Annotated in this window: 18 protein-coding genes and 1 other RNA gene; 1 reads left to right on the top strand and 18 read right to left on the bottom strand. The window is 53.4% G+C overall.

Going from position 1 to position 19,151, the window contains the following annotated elements; translation table 11 throughout:
* Positions 1–42: 42 nt before the first annotated feature.
* The 5 genes from ssrS to FGS84_RS31170 form a co-directional block, all read right to left on the bottom strand.
* A non-coding RNA gene (gene ssrS, locus FGS84_RS01940) (6S RNA) lies at positions 43–219 on the bottom strand.
* A 74-nt stretch (positions 220–293) separates the two neighbouring features.
* On the bottom strand, positions 294–1,637 hold the full coding sequence (locus FGS84_RS01935; protein ID WP_138306052.1) for a pyrimidine-nucleoside phosphorylase: 1,344 nt from the start codon (positions 1,635–1,637) through the stop codon (positions 294–296).
* A gap of 1 nt (position 1,638) precedes the next feature.
* A complete protein-coding gene (gene cdd, locus FGS84_RS01930; RefSeq protein ID WP_138306051.1) occupies positions 1,639–2,055 on the bottom strand; it encodes a cytidine deaminase in 417 nt (138 codons plus the stop codon).
* A 97-nt stretch (positions 2,056–2,152) separates the two neighbouring features.
* Positions 2,153–2,620 carry a Cys-tRNA(Pro) deacylase gene (ybaK, locus tag FGS84_RS01925; RefSeq protein ID WP_138306050.1) on the bottom strand — a complete coding sequence of 156 codons (468 nt, stop codon included), beginning with the start codon at positions 2,618–2,620 and terminating at the stop codon, positions 2,153–2,155.
* Positions 2,621–2,635: 15 nt separating this feature from the next.
* On the bottom strand, positions 2,636–2,773 hold the full coding sequence (locus FGS84_RS31170) for a hypothetical protein (protein WP_207671108.1): 138 nt from the start codon (positions 2,771–2,773) through the stop codon (positions 2,636–2,638).
* Between the two features lie 76 nt (positions 2,774–2,849).
* Between FGS84_RS31170 and FGS84_RS01920 the strand changes: the two genes are divergently transcribed.
* Positions 2,850–3,944, top strand: coding sequence for a DUF362 domain-containing protein (locus FGS84_RS01920; protein WP_138306049.1), 1,095 nt, complete (start codon positions 2,850–2,852; stop codon positions 3,942–3,944).
* A 29-nt stretch (positions 3,945–3,973) separates the two neighbouring features.
* Here FGS84_RS01920 and FGS84_RS01915 read toward each other — a convergent pair whose 3' ends face one another.
* The 13 genes from FGS84_RS01915 to FGS84_RS01855 form a co-directional block, all read right to left on the bottom strand.
* The gene (locus FGS84_RS01915) at positions 3,974–4,753 is read right to left on the bottom strand and encodes an alpha/beta hydrolase (protein ID WP_138306048.1); all 780 of its coding nucleotides are present in this window, start codon (positions 4,751–4,753) and stop codon (positions 3,974–3,976) included.
* 91 nt (positions 4,754–4,844) lie between these two features.
* Entirely contained in the window at positions 4,845–6,554 is a 1,710-nt protein-coding gene (locus tag FGS84_RS01910) for a DEAD/DEAH box helicase (protein ID WP_138306047.1), read from the bottom strand.
* A gap of 363 nt (positions 6,555–6,917) precedes the next feature.
* Positions 6,918–7,784 (bottom strand): patatin-like phospholipase family protein, encoded by an 867-nt coding sequence (locus FGS84_RS01905; RefSeq protein ID WP_138306046.1) that lies wholly within the window; start codon positions 7,782–7,784, stop codon positions 6,918–6,920.
* A 107-nt stretch (positions 7,785–7,891) separates the two neighbouring features.
* The gene (locus FGS84_RS01900; protein WP_138306045.1) at positions 7,892–8,347 is read right to left on the bottom strand and encodes a YhcH/YjgK/YiaL family protein; all 456 of its coding nucleotides are present in this window, start codon (positions 8,345–8,347) and stop codon (positions 7,892–7,894) included.
* Between the two features lies 1 nt (position 8,348).
* Complete coding sequence (locus FGS84_RS01895; RefSeq protein ID WP_138306044.1) at positions 8,349–9,125, bottom strand: hypothetical protein; 777 nt, start codon at positions 9,123–9,125, stop codon at positions 8,349–8,351.
* Between the two features lie 34 nt (positions 9,126–9,159).
* A complete protein-coding gene (locus FGS84_RS01890) occupies positions 9,160–11,289 on the bottom strand; it encodes a hydantoinase/oxoprolinase family protein (protein ID WP_138306043.1) in 2,130 nt (709 codons plus the stop codon).
* 16 nt (positions 11,290–11,305) lie between these two features.
* On the bottom strand, positions 11,306–12,649 hold the full coding sequence (locus FGS84_RS01885) for a citrate transporter (protein WP_138306042.1): 1,344 nt from the start codon (positions 12,647–12,649) through the stop codon (positions 11,306–11,308).
* 42 nt (positions 12,650–12,691) lie between these two features.
* Positions 12,692–13,699: a 3-dehydro-L-gulonate 2-dehydrogenase gene (gene yiaK / locus FGS84_RS01880; protein ID WP_138306041.1), complete on the bottom strand. Its 1,008-nt coding sequence runs from the start codon at positions 13,697–13,699 to the stop codon at positions 12,692–12,694.
* Between the two features lie 408 nt (positions 13,700–14,107).
* Positions 14,108–15,106, bottom strand: coding sequence for a LacI family DNA-binding transcriptional regulator (locus tag FGS84_RS01875; RefSeq protein WP_138306040.1), 999 nt, complete (start codon positions 15,104–15,106; stop codon positions 14,108–14,110).
* A gap of 275 nt (positions 15,107–15,381) precedes the next feature.
* Positions 15,382–16,338: a GTP-binding protein gene (locus tag FGS84_RS01870; protein WP_138306039.1), complete on the bottom strand. Its 957-nt coding sequence runs from the start codon at positions 16,336–16,338 to the stop codon at positions 15,382–15,384.
* A gap of 20 nt (positions 16,339–16,358) precedes the next feature.
* On the bottom strand, positions 16,359–17,567 hold the full coding sequence (locus FGS84_RS01865; protein WP_138306038.1) for a CobW family GTP-binding protein: 1,209 nt from the start codon (positions 17,565–17,567) through the stop codon (positions 16,359–16,361).
* A gap of 238 nt (positions 17,568–17,805) precedes the next feature.
* Entirely contained in the window at positions 17,806–18,003 is a 198-nt protein-coding gene (locus FGS84_RS01860; protein WP_138306037.1) for a hypothetical protein, read from the bottom strand.
* 34 nt (positions 18,004–18,037) lie between these two features.
* Positions 18,038–19,075 carry a dihydrodipicolinate reductase gene (locus tag FGS84_RS01855; protein ID WP_347563772.1) on the bottom strand — a complete coding sequence of 346 codons (1,038 nt, stop codon included), beginning with the start codon at positions 19,073–19,075 and terminating at the stop codon, positions 18,038–18,040.
* Positions 19,076–19,151: the final 76 nt, after the last annotated feature.

Genomic DNA, 19,151 nt, shown 5'->3' with positions numbered 1-19,151 from the left:
TAAACGAAGTAAAGCAGCGGGGTAACCGCTGCTTTTATCATGTGTAACCCCAGAATGCCGTCTCTTACTTATTGACGCCTAGCAATGCTAGGTGGGCAACCTCACTTAAACATCTGCCTTCCACTCGACGGAGGCCTGACATCCGCTTAAAAATATTGGAATCCCTTTTGTCTAATGTAGGTTCAAAATTGGTAAGAGTATCGAACACCCCAGGAAATTACAGTTCCACTTCTTTTATCTGGTGTTATTATACCCCAAATACTTTCGTTTTTCAAGTTGATTTTTCTGAACATTTATGGAATTTTTTCCTCTATGGTCCCTCTTTCCACACCTGTGTCGGAAACCCTTGCAAATATAAGGGGCTCCGGCTCCGGCATCTGGTTTCCCAGGATGCAGGAGGCCAGGAATTTCTCTGCTGCCGGTCCAAAAAGTTCTTCGCGGGAAGCGTAAAGGACAGCCATGGTTTCTCCCGGCTCCACCCTGTCACCGTACTTTTTCCTCAGAAGGATGCCTGCGCTGTAGTCAATGGAATCCTCCTTTTTATTTCTGCCAGCTCCCAGCATCACGGATGCCACCCCGATTCCCTCAGTATCCATATGGGTGATATAACCGGACCCCGAAGCCTTTACCTCCCGGGACAGGGGAGCCTTTTCAAAAAGTCCCGGATTATCCACATACCTGCCATCTCCGCCCTGGCTCTCAACCATGGACCTAAGGCATGCAAGGGCGCTTCCGTCCTCCACGGACTGCCTGGCAAGCTGCCTGCACTGCCCCATATCACCCCTGCCTGCCATGTGAAGCATATTTGCAGCCAGTTCCAGACATACACCGGTCAAATCATCCGGCCCATGGCCCTTCAGGGTCTCAATGGCCTCCTCCATCTCCAGGGAGTTGCCGATGGCATGGCCCAGGGGCACATCCATGTTGGTTATGAGGGCGCAACAGCGCCGGCCGGCCAGGGTCCCGATGGAAACCATCTCCCGTGCCAGGCTGATGGAGTCCTCCAGGGTTTTCATAAAGGCGCCGCTTCCCGTCTTTACATCCAGAACAATGCAGTCGCTGCCGGCCGCCAGCTTCTTGCTCATAATGGACGAGGCAATCAGGGGAATGCTGTCCACAGTGGCGGTCACGTCCCTCAGGGCATAAAGCTTCTTGTCTGCCGGCACCAGATTTCCTGACTGGCCAATAAGGGCCAGTCCGTTTTCGTTGACAATGCGGAAGAACTCCTCCCTTGGTATGGCAGTCTTAAATCCCGGAATGCTCTCCAGCTTATCCACGGTACCGCCTGTGTGCCCCAGGCCGCGGCCGCTCATTTTAGCCACCTTGACGCCGCAGGCAGCCACAATAGGACCCGCCACCAGGGTGGTCTTATCCCCCACGCCGCCGGTGCTGTGCTTATCCGCCTTGATTCCCTCAATGGGCGACAAATCCACCATATCCCCGGAATGGGCCATCTCCAGGGTCAGGTCTGTTATCTCCCGGTCATCCATACCCTTAAAGTAAATAGCCATCAGCATAGCCGACATCTGATAATCGGGAATGTCCCCGGCCACGAATCCCTCCACCATATATGCAATTTCCTCTGCGGAAAGGGAACCGCCCCGTTTCTTTTTTTCTATCAGGTCATACATTCTCATATTATGCACCTCCCAGGTGGTCCGGTCCAAAGCTCTCCGGAAGCAGCTGGGCCAGGGTATATTCCCTGTACTCCTGCACGCTTTTAGCCAGGATGATACGGAATGCATCCGGATGGCAGAACTCACGCATCACCTGCCTGCAAACACCGCAGGGCGGACAGTAATCCTCCGCCTTCCCGCCGGGGCCTCCGCATATGACAATGGCTTCAAATTCCCGTTCCCCCTCGCTCACCGCCTTTGCAAAAGCGCACCGCTCCGCGCAGATGCCGGGGCTGTAGGCTGCATTCTCAATGTTGTTGCCCGTGTACACCTTCCCATCCCTGCACAGCAGGGCTGCCGATACATGGAAATGGGAATAAGGCGCATAGGAGCGCCCAAGACCGTCCAAGGCGGTCTGTATCAATACGTCTCTCTCCATATTACCCCTCCTCCTTCCGCCCGGGCCGGCCCCGGACGCTGCCGCGGTTTGGTCCCTGTACGGATGTTCTTCTTCCATTATAATATAAGCCTGACCCTTAAACAAGGGAAACAAACTGCCCCTCCACATAGCCTCTCAAATCCTCCGGAGACAGGGTGACCTGCACGCCTCTCTGTCCTGCGCTGACCATGATGGTGTCGAAAAGCTGGGCCATTTCTTCTATATAAGTAGGGAAATGCTTTTTCATGCCGATGGGGGAACACCCGCCGCGGATGTAGCCCGTGATTCCCAGCATATCCTTTACATGAATCATCTCCACCTTCTTCTCCCCTGCAGCCCTGGCCGCCTTCTTAAGGTCCAGTTCCTCGTCCACAGGAATACAGCACACCAGGTATCCCCTTTTTTCTCCCTTCAGCACCAGGGTCTTATACATCCGGTCGTGGTCCACCCCCATAAGGTCTGCGGCATGACTGCCGGAAAGGTCGTTCTCATCCACCTCATAGGTACCTGTATCATAAGCTATATTTGCCGCATCCAGAAGGCGCATCACATTTGTCTTAATCATATACAACACTCCTTTTCACCGGCCCGCTGTTTCACCCGGACCATATTCCAGGAATATCATACCCTTTTTTCCATTGTCCGTCAATCCGCCCCGGACAGGCGGCGTCACAGCAAACCTTCCCTCCTCCAAAGAGGAAGCCAAAGAATATATCATGGAGTATTCACAAATCAAAATTATGCGGTTATAATGGGAAATAAATACGCAGAGGACAGGAAAGGAAATCTCATATATGGAAAAGAATGATATCATTATCATACATGGAACCGATTACAAGAACATGGCCAGGCGTGTCCTGGAACAGGCGGACGTGGCGGCGGATATTGGCGATGTAAACAAAAAGGTGGCGTTAAAGCCCAATCTGGTAACTGCAAAGGCGCCCTCCAGCGGAGCCACCACCCACGGGGAGCTGCTGGCCGGCGTCATAGAATATCTCCAGGAGCACGGCTTTCAAAATATCACCATCATGGAGGGCTCCTGGGTGGGCGACCACACGGAGGACGCCTTCCAGGCCGCAGGATACCATCAGGTGTGCAGGCAGTATGGCGTGCCCTTCGTGGACCTGCAGCGGGATACCTGGAAGGAATACGATGCCGGAGGAATGAAAATCAAGCTGTGCGACAAGGCTGCGGCCGTTGATTACATGATTAACATGCCTGTGCTGAAGGGACACTGCCAGACCACGGTGACCTGTGCCCTGAAAAACAATAAGGGCGTGATTCCCAACTCGGAAAAACGCCGTTTCCACACCCTGGGGCTTCACAAACCCATTGCCCATCTCAGCACCATTGCCCGCAATGACTTTATCCTGGTAGACAATATCTGCGGTGACTTGGATTTTGAGGAAGGCGGCAATCCGGTGGTCATGAACCGTGTGCTGGGTTTTAAGGACCCGGTGCTCTGCGATGCCTTTGTATGCGACTGCATGGGGTACTCCGTGGACGATGTGCCTTACATAACCATGGCCAGGGACCTGGGCGTGGGCAGCACGGATACGGCCGGCGCCAACATGATTTACCTGAACAGGGCAACAGAGGCTGACAGCAAATTCCGCATGACAAGACGCGTACAGCACCTGGCTGCCTACACTGCCCCGGAAGATGCGTGCAGCGCATGCTACGGTTCCCTTATATACGCCCTGGACCGTCTGAATGACATGGGACGCCTGAGGAAGGGCCTGCCCCCCGTATGCATCGGCCAGGGCTACAAGGGACAGGAGGGCTCCATCGGCGTGGGACAGTGTACCTCCTGCTTTGCCAAAACCCTGGGCGGCTGCCCGCCAAAGGCAGCGGATATCGTGGACTTTCTGAACAGCCAGTGGAAATAGGAAGGACCTTTTTCCGGCTGTGTCCGGGTCTAAATCCCCCGTTCCCTGAGCCAGGCCATGATATGGGCCCCATATGCCTTTTCCCTCTTGAGAAGGGTAAAATGGTCCGCTCCCTTGACGAACACCACCTTTGAGTCGGGTATCTGCTCCCCCATCCACAGAGAATGGCGGGGACGGATCATATCCCTGCGGCCTGTCAGAATCAGGACAGGCGCCTGGATGCAGGACAGCTTATCCTTGTCCAGCCTGGGCCATCTGGCCATAAGGCCGAACAGCTGGCGGCTTTTCACCGCCTTTTCCCTGACGCCCCGGGGCATGGGTATCTTCTCCAGACCGTGCCACAGGGCGTATTTTAATTTCACCTCCATCAGGGAGGCAGCGCTCATACCTCCCGGCAGGGCATTGCCGCTGACCGCCACCACAGCCGATACACGTCCGGGATAACTGCTGGCTGTCTCCAGGGCCACGTTCGCCCCGTCGCTGAATCCCAGTATCACTGCCCTGGGCACATGGAGGAATTCCATGACCTGGACCACATCTGCGGCCATATCCGGTATGGTCAGCTCTCCTCTTACGGCATCCCCCTTCATCCGGGAGGCCCCATGGCCCCTGCTGTCCATGAGTATCACCCTGTAATACCGGCTCATGAGTTCAGACAGCCTGGAAAATATCTCATGGCTTTCCCCGTTGCCGTGGAGCATAATAAGGGGTACGCCCTGCCCCATTTCCTTATAATAAAGGGAGGCAAAACTGTTGTCCACATATCCTTCCTTCATTGGCTTTGTCTCCTTTCTGTTGACCTTCACCATATCACACCTCCGGTAAAATGTAAATACAGGCACAGCCCGGCAGATAAAAGTCCTGCCGGGCTGTGGTCATGCAGGTCCCTGGGACCTGCTCTTATCTTCTGTTAGTATTCGCTTTTTCCACGTGAATATTCTTTCCTTTAATCTTAGCGTGGGCCATGGCCTTCAGCACATCGTCCGCATAGCGTCCGGGCACATCCACAAAGGTATACCCGTCATACATGTCAATGCTTCCCACCATGCGTCCCGGAATACCGGACTCACCTGCAACTGCTCCCAGAATATCCCCTGGGGTGATTCTCTGGGCCTTGCCGATGTTGATGAACAGTCTTGCCATCTTCTCATCACCCTCGCCCAGCACGTAATCCACGGCAGCGCGGTCTGTGGCTCCCTTGCGGCGGTTTCCGTAGGAGCTGCGCTCACGGCCTCTGCCGCGGCTGCTGCCACGTCCAAAGCTGTCCAGCTCATCCAGGGAACGGGCGGTTTCAAAGCTGTCGATGATGTCTTCGCTCTCATCTCCCATGCTCATCTTGAGAAGGGCAGCAGCCAAATCCATGGAGGTATAATCCTCCTCCATAAGCTTCTTCTCAATGATGTTCACCATCTTGGTCAGGTCTGTGTCATTCAGCACATCCAGCACCTGGTCCAGAATCTTCTCCACCTTGATTTCCGTAATATCGTTTAGAGACGGAATGGCCTGGGGAATGATTTTTGTCTTGCAGTAGCGCTGGATGTCCCTGAGCTTATAAACCTCCTTGCCCATGACAAGGCTGAATGCCTTTCCTTCCCTTCCCGCCCTGCCGGTACGGCCGATGCGGTGCACATAGTACTCGTCGTCCTGGGGAATGTCATAATTAAACACGGCTTCCACATCCCCTACGTCTATACCTCTTGCAGCCACATCCGTGGCCACCAGAATGTCGGTGCGGCCGTTGCGGAAGCTGTCCATGACACGGTCACGCTGGACCTGCTTCAAATCTCCGTGAAGGCCCTCCGCAAAGTAGCCTCTTCCCTGAAGCTCCTGTACCAGGTCATCCACCTGGCGCTTTGTATTGCAGAACACAATGGAAAGCTTGGGCGCATACATATCCAGCAGACGGCTCATGACCTCCACCTTGTTCTTTGGTTTAACCTCATAGTAATACTGGGTTACCTTGGGCACGGTCAGTTCCTTCTTAATGACGCGGACCGTCACCGGGTCCTTCTGGAACTTCCTGGCAATCTCGGCAATGGCCTGGGGCATGGTGGCTGAAAACATCAGGGTCTGGCGCTCCTCTGGCAGCTGGCTTAAAATAGTCTCCATATCCTCCAGGAATCCCATGTTCAGCATCTCATCTGCTTCGTCCAGCACCACGGTGAGGACATGGTCCGCTTTTATGGTCTTTCTTCTCATATGGTCCATGACACGGCCCGGAGTTCCCACGATGACCTGGGTTCCGTCCTTTAAGGAGCGAATCTGCTTTACGATGTCCTGTCCGCCGTATATAGGCAGAACCTTCACTCCGTGCATGAACTTTGCAAAACGGCGCATCTCCTCCGCCACCTGGATGGCCAGCTCCCTGGTAGGAAGCAGGACAATGGCCTGAAGCTTCTTTACCTTCGGGTCCACTTTCTGAAGAAGAGGCAGACCGAAGGCGGCTGTTTTGCCTGTTCCGGTCTGTGCCTGGCCTATCATATCGCGGCCTTCCATGGCTACCGGAATGGCCTGAGCCTGAATCGGTGATGCCTCTTCAAATCCCATCTCTGTGATGGCGCGGATAATCCGCTCGTCTAATTGTAACTCGTCAAACTTAACTGTCTCCATATAATGTTAATATCCTTTCTTCCTCTGCCGTCCCATACAAAAGAGCCCTCGGCAGGCCGCCCTGTGCATATCCCATGCACCGCAATTTATTAGTTTCTTCGTGAAACGAAGTCCTCCACGCGAACAAAAAAACGAGGGGGTAAACAGGCACGTCTCGGGCCTTTCATCCTCTCGCTTCGTACGGTTATTAACTATAACAGATATAAAAGTTGGTGTCAATGGAGGGTGTATAGATTTTTATCCCAATTTCAGGGCTGGTTCCCGTGAAAATGCCGGAATAAAGTTTTTTTCATGGCCCAGTCCTGTTTTTTTCATGAATTTGCCAGATATACCGGGGTTAAAATCATGTATTTTCACACAATTTCACATCTGATTCAGGGCCTTGCGTATCTGAGGAAGCATTTTCCTGGTGTGTTCGTATCCCCGCTCCATGCATCCTCCCATCTGTTCAAAGGTCAGAAGCCCTGCCCCGGAGCTTAAGGGAGGCCTCAGCAAAAGCACCTCCCCGGTGGAGGCGCACTCCTTCAGACGGCTGCTCATAATGGAAAAGGAGTGTGAAGCCACCTCCATGACGGAACGGTCCGAAGGCGCCTCGTAGTCCCCTCCGATGTCCACCGCCAGCACATCCCGGATACCCGCGGCCTGCAGAAGATTCACCGGCAGATTGTCCGTCACGCCTCCGTCCACCAGAAGGTACCGTCCCATTTTCCTTGGAGCGAATATGGCGGGCACGCTGGCTCCGGCCATCATGGCTTCGCACAGATATCCGTCCCACTCCCATGTCACATGCTCCGCCTCCCGCACCTGGTCGCTGTCGGTAAAACAGATGGTATTCCCGCTGACCAGGTCCACTGCCGGTATAACCACTTTAAGCACAGCCTGGTCCATCTGCTTTTGTCCGGTCAGGCTGAAAAAATAATCCAGCAGCTTATCCCCCTTAATGAGGCCTGACAGGCTTACGCCCTTTCCCGCCAGCAGCTGAGGCACAAAACCCAGCAGGCCGCCGAAATCCGGGTCCAGATAATCCCCTCCGTGCTTCTCCAGATGAAGCACGGCCTGCTCCATCCGGGCGACCGGCATCCCGGAGGCAAAAAGACCTGCCACGATTCCGCCTGCGCTGGCGCCGGCCACCGCTTCAGGGCGCAGTCCTGCCTCATCCAGGGCTTTTAGCACCCCCACATGGGCTGCCCCCCTGGTCCCGCCGCCTGCCAGTGCCAATCCGTATCCCACAAAAAATCCCTCCATCCTATCCTGCAAAAACGCCGCGCTGTAATAGGTACATATGCGCCGCCATAACCGGATATGACAGAGGGAAATCACCTGGCCGGAGTCTGTTCTCAGACCCGGACCTTCAATACAATCTTACGCACCTTACAGGGGCTGCCCGCAATGCATCTGGGCTTGTGGGCATCCTCAGGAGCCACCACGGCGCAGTCACCGGCCTTCAGAAGGACGGAACCGCCCTGCTCCGGTTCCTGAAAGAACACGATATCGTCCGCTTCATTGTACGGCGTTTCCTCCTGGAGCCCTGCCCGCTTTGTGTAGCCGAACTGCTCCTGGCCCTCCACCACATACTGTATATCGAAATACAGATTGTGGGACTCGTACCTGCAGGTATCTGCCGGCATAGTGGTATACTCCTGCACCGAGGCAAACACCTCATCCCCGTCAATATCAACACGGCCCAGGGGCAGCGCCTTTAAATCCGTATTTCTCAGGAACTCATAGCCTTTTTTGAATTTTTCCTCCAGGTAATCGTATTTCTGGATTAAATCAATACTTGTAGTCAGCATGTCAACCTTCCTTTCCTTCGCCCTTTCCGGCAAACGCCGCGATTTCTTCGTAGAGGGCCGTGGCCGCCTCTTTGTCATAGCCGTACATCATCAGCACATCCAGGACATAGGGGGTGCAGGTGATTCCTGTCAGGCAGCGGGCAAACTCCATGCCTGCAATCTCTCCCAGGCACAATATCCGGGAACGGTTGGAAAATGGTTTCCTCCACAGCTCCACCTTTTCTGTCTGGGTAAATATGGAATCCTTTTTCCTGTACTCTGTCACATGGAACAGCTCATGGGCCAGCAGCACATCCTCCACTGCAATGTTACCCAAAATCCCTTCCAGCTTTTCTTCCTGAATCAGCTTCTGAGCCCGCCCGGCGCTGTCCATGAATATGGTAATGGAATCCGGTTCCTGATACTGGGCAAATATCACATGTCCGCCTCCCCCCGGCACCCTGGGCGCGGAAACCTTAAGGCCCATTTGCGAGGCAATGTCCCAGACATCTGTTCCTCCGGGAAGCAGCCGTGCCTCGCTGCGCCCGCACTGTGCCGCCCTGAAGCCGTATGCCAGCTTCTGTTCCCTGGAAAATTTCCCCTCCAGGGGGTCCCTGGACCAGGCATAGAGGTACCAGGCTGTCTCATCCAGTGACAACAGGTGTTCCACCATGGAATACAGGGACCGTTCCCTTGAGGGAGCCGCCATCTGCTCCGCCATAGCCCTTTGCTCCCCTGCCATTTCCCTGCTGTTTCCCAAAAATGCCCGAAACAGTTTTCTGCCGTCCTCTCTCTTCATGAAAAAACCTCCTCCGTGCCTGCCCCCTTCTATTCTACAACTGATTCTTCGCTCCGACAATCACAATATCTTCCGAGGGGTCCACCATCTGCATTTCCACGTCCATGAGCATGAGAATCTGCTCCAGCTCGCCGGTGCCGTTAAAGTCCATGACCCTGGCTCCCACACACAGATAATAGTCGGGCCGCAGGATGGCGTCCGCCTTGAAAATGGCCATCTCCTCCCACATCCTGGATACAATGCTCCGGTAGGAGGACGCTTTGGCAAGGACCACCTCCCCGTCCGTCCTCTGTACCTTGATGAAGCCCTTCTTATCCAGGATACGGAGGGGCTTGCGGCCCCTGCTGTCCATGTTATAGACATAGAAGTTAGGCGTCTGTCCCACCAGACTCAGTTTTCCCGGCTCAGCCCTTAAATCCTCTGCCGCCAGGTTCCTGGCCTCCTCCTCCGTGCACTCCTTAAGAAGGTCCGTTGTCTTGACCTCCGTGGAGCCCAGGGCAATGGCAGTGAGCTTGGAGGTCTGCGGGTCAATCTCAATATGGACCTCCACGGAGCCGGGGGCCGCCCCGCTCTCCACCGCCTTGTCAACCGCCTCCCGCTTGATGCTTCTGATATCTTCCGGCGTGGGGTTCGGAACCACCCGTTCCACCACGTCACGGACCATGGCCAGGGCCACTCCGATGGAGGAAATGACTTCTGCATTCTCAGGCACGCTGTATTTAATATTCATTTTGTTGGCGCAGAACCCTATGAGGGATGTAGCGCCGCCGCCCACTCCCACCAGAGATATCTGGTCGTGTTCCAGACGGTACTTGTCTGCCAGTTCCATGATGATGGGTTCTATCTTCTCATAGGCCCTGGTAAGTATCTGGGCAGCCACATCCTCCACCGTGGTGTGCAGGTAATCCGCAATGGGCTGCATGGCTTTCCTGGCTGCATTTACATTGCCGTAGGAAAAGTCCCTGGGCGTCACCAGCCCCAGCACATTGGCCGCGCAGCTGTTGGTGATGGTAACGCGCCTGCCGTTCTTTAAGCGGATAGCCACGTAATCCTCCGGGTCCCCTTCCTTCGGAGAAAAGAATTCCAGCTGTGGCTCCACGATTTCATCCTCATCCGTAAACACAGCGTAATCCAGTCCTGCAATATGGGCGGAACGGGGGCCCACATCGTGGACGCCGCTCTTGTTCACCCGAATCATGCTTCCGCCGGCAACCCCCAGCACCCGCACATCCAGGGAGCTGATGTAAGTCCTGTGTCCGCCCACCACGGAATAGTCAATGGCGGGACGTCCGTTCTTGATGACGCCGATATTGGTGGTGGTGCCTCCCACCTCAAAGTACACGCCATTGGATGCCCTTAAATACATGAGGGAGCCCATGACGCTGGCAGCCGGGCCGGAAAGCATGGTCAGCACCGGGCGCTTCTTCATCTCGTTGATTTCCATAACGCCGCCGTCCCCCCGCATAATCATAAGGGGCACTTCCACACCGGCTCCCCGCACACTCTCCTCCGTGGAGTTGGCTGTATTCAGCATTTTAGGCAGAATACTGGCATTGATGGCCGCTGTCCTGGTCCGCCTGGTCAGCCCGTAAAGCTTGGTGATATCTGAGGCAACAGTAGTCTCCATACCCATTTCATCGTGGGCAATCTCGAACACGAACTGCTCCCCGGCAATATCGTCCACTCCGTAGGCGTCTGACGCCACCAGCACCTGGGCGCCCTCCGCCTTCAGCTCCTCCACTGCCTTTCTGACTGTATTTTCGTCCTCTTCGACGTCGCTCAGATAGCGGTTCTTAATCTTTATGCTCCTGCCGGAGCCCAGGTCGATATCCTTTAGCCGGGTCTGGTGCTTTGCCAGGAAGCCCTCCATTCCCTTAGGCCCCATGCCCAGCACGCCCACGCAGGCCACATCTCCCTCAATCAGGGCGTTGGTGGCCTGGGTGGTGCTGTGGGCCACAAAAATAACGTCCTCAGGGGCAATATCATTTTCCTGTAAGCAGTTCCGGAACGCCTTCACCACGCCGGCCGCCACGCCGTACCTGTCATCATGTGTGGTCTTGACAGAAGATTTTCCTATGATTTCATGTGTGGCGTTGTCAATCGCAACCGCCTTTGTATGGGTTCCTCCAACGTCGATTCCCATTCTCACCAGTCTGTTTCCCATGTTTCTTCTCCTCCCGTTAACCAAACATGATAAATGTAATAACCTGCAGGATGCAGCAGATAATCCATCCGCACACCACGCTCATCTTTAAGAATTCCTTGGTAGATACCTTTGCGTAACTGATGCCCCATACAATCCATGACTGGGTGATGCAGCAGGACACGTTCATGACCGTTGTGGCGGCAATCATCAGAGGCGCCAGGAAAGCCACCTCAAAGCCAACTCCCTTTAAGATACCCAGGGTGGCTGCTCCGCAGCCGTAAAGGGTGAAGGGTCCTCTGAACATGCCAAGAGGCGCCAGCACACAGAAGATAACGGTGATGAACAGGGTGCTGTGAGGGATAATATTTCCCAGCAGCGCATTAAAATACGGGATGCATAGTTCAGCCGCCTTGTTGAACATGGGAACCACCAGCAAAAAGCCTACCAGCGGAGCCGTGTCCACCACGCCGTCAAAGAAGTCCTTGTTAAAGGTCCGGCAGGCGCCCCGGAAGCTTTTCAGCCTTCCGCATACAAACAGCGCATAGAAGCCGCCAATCAGGAAGCCCATGATAATCGGCACCTTGAATGCAATCAGAAGGAACACCGGAATAAAGGGTGTCAGCAGGGACGGCGTGGGAGCAAAGTCCAGTTTCTGGCGCACCGGCCTTCTGGCTGCCCAGGAGTGCACGGATTTCTTCCTCATACAGAACAGAATCAGGACAATGGTGAATACCAGCTGTACCGCCAGTGCAATGCCGCCCCATTTTACATACTGCTCATAGGGGTACAGGACCTTGCCCTCCCCGTCCAGGAAGAATGCAGTGTACTGTCCGAAGAGTACCGGATTCAGGAACATGCCCGCGCCTATGCTCAGCATGAATGATACCACGGACAGCACCTTCGGGATTCCCAGGGACATGAAGATGGGAAGGATGATGACGCCGATGGCTACCACTGCGCCTGCGCCGAACAGGGAGGAAAATATGGCAGCCGTGACAATGCAAAGGAGAATACAGGTAATGGCAGGCTTGTCGCCCCCCAGCTCCGTGGTCTTGCGGATAAGAGTGGCTGCAATGCCAGTCTCCAGCAGCACCCTGCCGAACCAGGCGCCGAATACCACATTCACCAGCACGGAGCCCCAGCCCTCGGGACCGCTCTGGAACACCTTTGAAAATGCCTGTATCCATGTAATCCGGATGCTGTCCCCATTGGCTGCGATAAAATCAGGATTGGACGCCAGAAGGTTGCCGGTCATGGGAAGTATGGTCCAGAGAATGGCCATGACAAGCATTCCCATCATCAGGTTGCCGCCCCTGGCCGCGTAAACGGCCAGGCCAAAGAACGATGCTAAAATCAATATTCCTATGATATATTCCATGAGTTAAATCTCCCCTCTATCTTGCTCTCTTATCTCCGCCCTTTACCGTTCCAGGCTGTTCAGCTTTTCCCACACCTCGTCGATAACCGGGATTCCGTCCCTTGTATTGTTCTCCCTGGTAATGAGCTCCAGTTCTCCCGGGTAATATACTTCCCCGCCTTCCTTAACCGGCTCAGAGGACTTGATGTCTGCCAGGATTTCGTCCACTATGGCGTCCGTTTCCTCCGGCGTGTTGAATCTGGACGGGTCAATGGCTATCATGACCTGGCTCAGCCCCACCTCATCGCCAAAGGTGCCAATCCTGCTTACGGAATTGCCCTTTGTCAGGACCGTTGCTATCAGGTCCAGGGCAATGGAAATGCCGCTGCCCTTCCAGTATCCCATGGGGAGCACCCTCCATGTCTTCTCAATCTCAGCCGGGTCAGTGGTCAGGTTTCCCTGGGTGTCATAGCCGCCGGGAACCGGAAGCTGCTGCCCCTTAAGCTTTGCCTCCTCAATCTTTCCGTAGGAGAACTGGGATACCGCGCAGTCAATGACAGCGTGTTTTCCATTGCTTCTGGGAATGGACATGATAAAGGGATTGTTGCCGATTTTTCTGTCCTTACCGCCCCATGCAGGCATGTTTGGCATGGTGTTGGACCAGCAGATACCGATGCACCCTTTGTCCGCTGCCTGCCATCCATAGCTGCCGCCGCGCATCCAGTGGTTATTATTTCCAAGAGCCACAACTCCCACGCCGTGCTCTCCGGCCAGTTCCACAGCCCGGTCCATGGCCAGCTTTGCATTAAGCGGGCCGAACCCCCTGTGTCCGTTCCAGCGCTCTATGGCGCCCATGGAGGTTTCACAGGTTGCGATGGCGCCGGAATCAATCTCTCCCTTATCCAGATACTCCACCACCCTTGGGAAACGGTTTACACCGTGGGAATATACGCCGTCCAGACTGTTGTTCGCAAATACGGTAGCTGCATCCTCAGCATGCTTTCCCGAAAAACCTCTGCTCTCCAGAATTCCCTGGAACTTTTTTAATAAATCCTCATACTGCACTCTCATGGCTCTCTCTCCTTTTATGTTAGCTTTCTCCTTTTTGAGAAAGCGCTTTCTCATGACATCATTATAGCATTAAAGGGTTTTGTGTCAATATATAAGTGCATAATCTTTTCATTTTTATTTAATATGTACTATTTTTATTTGGTTTTTTGTGCATTTTTCACCTGTTGTTTCCGTGTTTATAAAAGCGTTTTCTTATTTTTGTAAAATAAAAAGAAGCTGGCGCAAACTTTCTTTGTCTTTACCAACTTCTTTTCGCAAAAAGCGCTTTCTTCATCTTGGGACACACGCGGAAATTACTTTCCGTTTTCTGACCCGCAAAATTCTCCTGACCCTGTTTCATATCCCGGAGCGGGTCTGAACATCCATTCCCTGCTTCTGCCCCGGGAAAATCCCCGTGGGCTTCATCCCTCAGAGCAGCGCAGACCCCCGCACCACCAGCTCCGGCTGGATGGCCACGCTTGTGGCTGACTCCTTTCCCTCCATCCTGTCCCGGAGCAGGGAAGCGCACATTCCGCCCAAAAGCTCAGGCTTGTTGTCCAGGGTGGCCAGCTCAGGCTCACATATCCTGGAATCCGGCGAATTATTGCAGCCGGTTACAGCTATATCCTCCGGCACACGGTACCCTCTTTCCTTAAATTCCTTCATAAGTCCTATGGCCGTGATGTCCTCACCACATATCACCCCGTTGACAGGCCTGCCTGTGGAGAGTATCTTTCGGGCGGCGTCCCTGCCCCCTTCCAGGCTGCTCTCCTCCACAATCACCACCCGGTCGTTTCCGTCAGGCACGTCCCGCAGCTTCATGGCCTCCAGAAATCCCTGCCTCTTTGCCCTGCCGCTGTCCGTGGCAATGTCAAAGACATAGAATAAATCCATGCGCCCATGGTCAAACATATAATCCGATGCCATGCGGATGGCCTTGGTATCATCCACCAGAACCGAATAAAAATTAGGCAGCTTCACCTGCCCGTTGGCAATGACCACCGGTGTATCCTTTATCTTTGCCGTAATCTCCGGGTACTTTATCAGTTCATTGAACACAGAGCCAATGAGCACAATACCGTCTGTCTGCTTCTCCGATAGTATCTCAAAATACCGGTCGCACTCCTGTATGGACCCGCCTGTATTGCAAACCGAAACATTGTACCCCAGATTACTGAATTCCTGTTCAATCACATATATCATCCTGGCGTAGTGCGTCACCCGCACATCCACTGTCAGGATGGCAATATTCTTCATGGTCTTGGAAACCATGCCCCTGGCTATGGCGCTGGGCTTATAATCATACTTTTTAAGTACTGCCTCCACCCTGTCCCTTATCTTTGGATTCACATTCCCTTTATTGTTAAGCACCCTTGAAACCGTGGAAATGGATGTCCCTGCCTCGGCTGCAATGTCATAAATGTTCATTCCCTCACCCCTCTTAATCCTCAACACGCCTGTATTTTCACACCCTGCTCTGCTTCCGTTTTTTCGTGAAAGCCCTTTCTCTATATTGTAATGGACTTTTCCGGATTTTGCAAGGTAAAGGTTGTTTAAAAAATTTTCAATGAGACAAGGAACAAAAACAGCGGGCCGCATTTCTCCGTATAGGATTCTGCGTCCCACTGCTGTTTTCCAGTGCCCATAGAGCCTGTCCGAGCATCCAATCCCGTCATCTGACGGCAAACAATTTCAGATACGCCCTAAAACTGCACAACATCCTTTATCTCATCCGCCCGCTCCACATGCTCGGCATAGAGGACCGGACCCTCACCGTGATAATCCTTCTGGTATTCAATGCCTATTTTTGCCCGGACTTTAACCCACTGCTTGGTCTTGTACTCCTCTGCTCCGGGCCATTTGCACATAAACCCCAGAAATGTCATGTCCGCCTCGCAGCATGTCATGGCCATGCGGCCGGGCACAAACTGGCCCTTGGGGAATTTCGGGGATTTAAGGACCATGGCGGTAAATTCCACCACCTTATCCTTGTAGCGCTCCGGCTGGTCCATACAGTCAATGTACCAGATGCCGTAATCCTCCGGCTTAATCTCAATCACATCCGCGCCCAGGTCATAGGGAAGATCCTCTTCCAGGGTGGCCTGCTCGATTTCCCCTTCCTTGTCCTCCAGGACAATCTCGCTTTCCCGGCTCATGGCCCGTATGGTCCTGCGGTAAGCGGTCAGCTTGTCGTCCGGAATCCCGTCGCACCGGTTCATGATAACCAGCTCCGACCCCCGCAGCATTGCCCCCAGAAGAGGCTTCATGTTCTGTACATAGAGCTCAAAGGTAGAGCCGTCAATAATGGTAATCTGCTGATAGATGGTCCAGTCCTCCGGCAGCTTTAAATCGTCCTGGTTCCACATGCCGTTCCACTCCATCAGCACACGTTCCGGCTGATAGACAACCTCCAGTTCATTGAGATACCGGGGCGTCAGCTTTTCCATGTCATCCACAAACACAACTTCCGTCTTATTCTTCTTTAACTTTTTCTCGTCATACTCCGTATCCCCTTCCTCACACACAATGAGAAGGGTCTTGCCCTCTGTTTTAAAATAATCCTGCTGCATGGTAAAATCCAGGAACTGGGTCTTACCGGCCTCCAGGAAGCCATTGATTAAAAACAAGGGCATAATATCGTCTTCTATCTCATATGCCATGTCTGTTTCCCCTTATCCAATCAGCCTCTGCCAAATACGCTGTTCAGCTCTTCCTCTTTCAGGCTGGCGCCAATCACGCACACCTTGCCTGTGTAATCCGGCCTGCCCCCGCGGATTTCATACTGCTCCGGCACCAGGTCAAAATACAGCCACTCGCCGGGATTCTCTGTGGGAAGCATTCCCTTGGCCCTTAACACATCCCCAAACTCCTTGGTGGAAGAAAGGCGTTTCAGCACATCCTCCAGCTGTTCATGGGTCACAGGAACAATGGTTTCAATTCCCCAGCTGGTAAATACTTCGTCTGCATGATGGTGGTGATGGCCGTGGTGGTCATGACCGCAGCCGCAGCCATCATGATGATGGTGGTCGTGGCCTTCACCGTCATGGTCATGGTGGTGCTCATGGCACTCCCCGTCATGGTCATGGTGATAATGCTCATGGCATTCCCCGTCATGGTCATGGTGGTGCTCATGGCATTCCCCGTCATGGTCATGGTGATGCTCATGGCACTCCTCATCATGGTCATGATGGTGGTGCTCATGGCATTCCCCGTCATGGTCATGATGCTCATGGCACTCCTCATCATGGCGGCGGCTCTCCCGCACCTCTGCCAGAAGGTCGTCCAGCATGGTATCCTTCTTCTCAATGATTTCCAGAAGCTGGCTTCCCCCAAGCTGGTCCAGAGGAGTGGTGATGATGACGGCGTTGGCGTTCTTCTCCCGAATCATATCCACATCCTTCTGTATCCTGGAGGCATCGGTAATATCCGTACGGCTCAGTACAATGGTTCCTGCGTTCTCTATCTGGTTATTAAAGAATTCGCCGAAATTCTTCATGTACATCTTACATTTAGCCGCATCCACAATGGTCACAGCGCTGTTCAGCTCCACATCCATGTCGGCCGACACATCAATGACCGCCTTCATTACATCCGACAGCTTGCCCACGCCGGAAGGCTCGATGATGATACGCTCCGGCTTGTACTGCGTCAGTACCTCAGCCAGGGATGCACCGAAATCACCTACCAGGGAGCAGCAGATGCAGCCCGAATTCATCTCGCGGATTTCAATGCCTGAATCCTTCAGAAAACCGCCGTCAATTCCAATCTCACCAAACTCATTCTCAATCAGGACAACCTGTTCCCCGGCAATGGCCTCCTCCAGGAGCTTTTTAATGAATGTAGTCTTGCCTGCTCCCAGGAATCCGGAAATAATATCAATCTTTGTCATTTTATTCTTTCCCTCTTTCTCAATATCCGAAGCCCTGCCGCTGCCAAAAGGCAGGACAGGGCCCTGGTTTAAAAGCCTTTCAATTGAATATTGTTGCACATCCGGGGAATAAAGTCAAGACATATGGCCTCTTTCGCCCTTTCCTTTCTCCTTTTCTTTCCCCATATCCTGCCAAAAGTATTCTGAATAAAACAACCTTGTTTTACAGATACACATGGTTTCCTGTTCAAATCACCGTTTAAAAGCAGGGCGCCTTCCTGGCCCTGACAGCCTGCTCAAAAGCATATGCCGCCTGAATCAGCAGCGGCTCGGTAAAGGGACGTCCCACAAAGGTGATTCCAAAGGGCATGTTGTCATCCCCATAACCGGCCGGTACAATGATTGAGGGATAGCCGGAAATAGGTGAGGAATCTGTAATTCCGGGACATACCAGCAAACAAAGGTAAAGGATACCCTCAAATATTTCCTTTCTAAACCTCCAGATACATATGCATGGGGTAAGAAAGATACTCCACATCCTCCAGCTTCTCCACTGTAATATATCCAGCAGGCGCATTTAAAATGGTAGGAATACGGTTCACGACAGTGGCGCAGGTGTGCTCCACGGTAGCCGGCTTCTGTACAAAGAAGGTGGTATCGGGTTCGCCTATGATTTTCCAGTCGCACAAATCGCCGTCATCCGGACCGTATACCTTGCCGATGCACTGTGTCTCAATCACAGGCCCCTGGAAGGTTTCGGTGGTTACCACTGCGCTCATGCCGATGCAGTTTCCCTTGGGTATGGTCATTCCCATGGTCTGGGAATACAGGTCTGTCGGGTAGAAATAAGGCACACATTTCTGGGACTGGGACTTGATGGTCCAGCCCATCTTATTGCACAGCGCCTCATTGGAATTCCAGACATAACAGGGTTCCAGTGTCTCCGGATGCGCAATCCGGGCCTCGAATTCCTCCGGCGTAAGTCCCACTCCATGGGCCTTTGCAAGGGCCAGGCCGTAATCCTCCACATTATAGCTGGTGGCTCCCTCAATCTTATCAATGCGGTGTACGCCGCCTGCCACGCAGCCAATCATGTTAATCCAGAAAATATCCTGCATGCCGGCACCCACGATGGTACAGCCAGTCTCCTTGGCCAGCTTATCCAGCTTGTTGGTGATGGCCGGGGATGTGGTCCACGGATAGATGGCTTCCTCACAGGTGGTCACCACGTCGATTCCTCTGGACACGCACTTCTCAAAATGGGGATATACGTCCGTCATAAAGCTGAAGAGGGTGACCACTGCAATGTCGGCGTCGCACTCGTCCAGGACAGCATCGGCATCGTCCCGTATCACTACGCCCAGCTTTGTGCCAAGCCCTGCAAAATCACCTACATCCATTCCCACCACAGCCGGATTCACGTCGATTGCCCCGACAATCTCAGCGCCCTTTTCATAAAGGTAACGCAGGATGTACTTTGCCATCTTGCCGCAGCCATACTGTACCACTCGGATTTTTTCGCAATTCATCATGATTCTTAAACCCCTTTCCTGAAAATAAGTAACGTGTTATTAGCTTCTGTTAATAGTATAAAGCTTATACATG

The sequence above is a fragment of the Clostridium sp. 1001271st1 H5 genome (assembly GCF_005845215.1).
Classification (GTDB): Bacteria; Bacillota; Clostridia; order Lachnospirales; family Lachnospiraceae; genus Enterocloster.
This window is presented reverse-complemented; position numbering and strand designations above follow the sequence as displayed.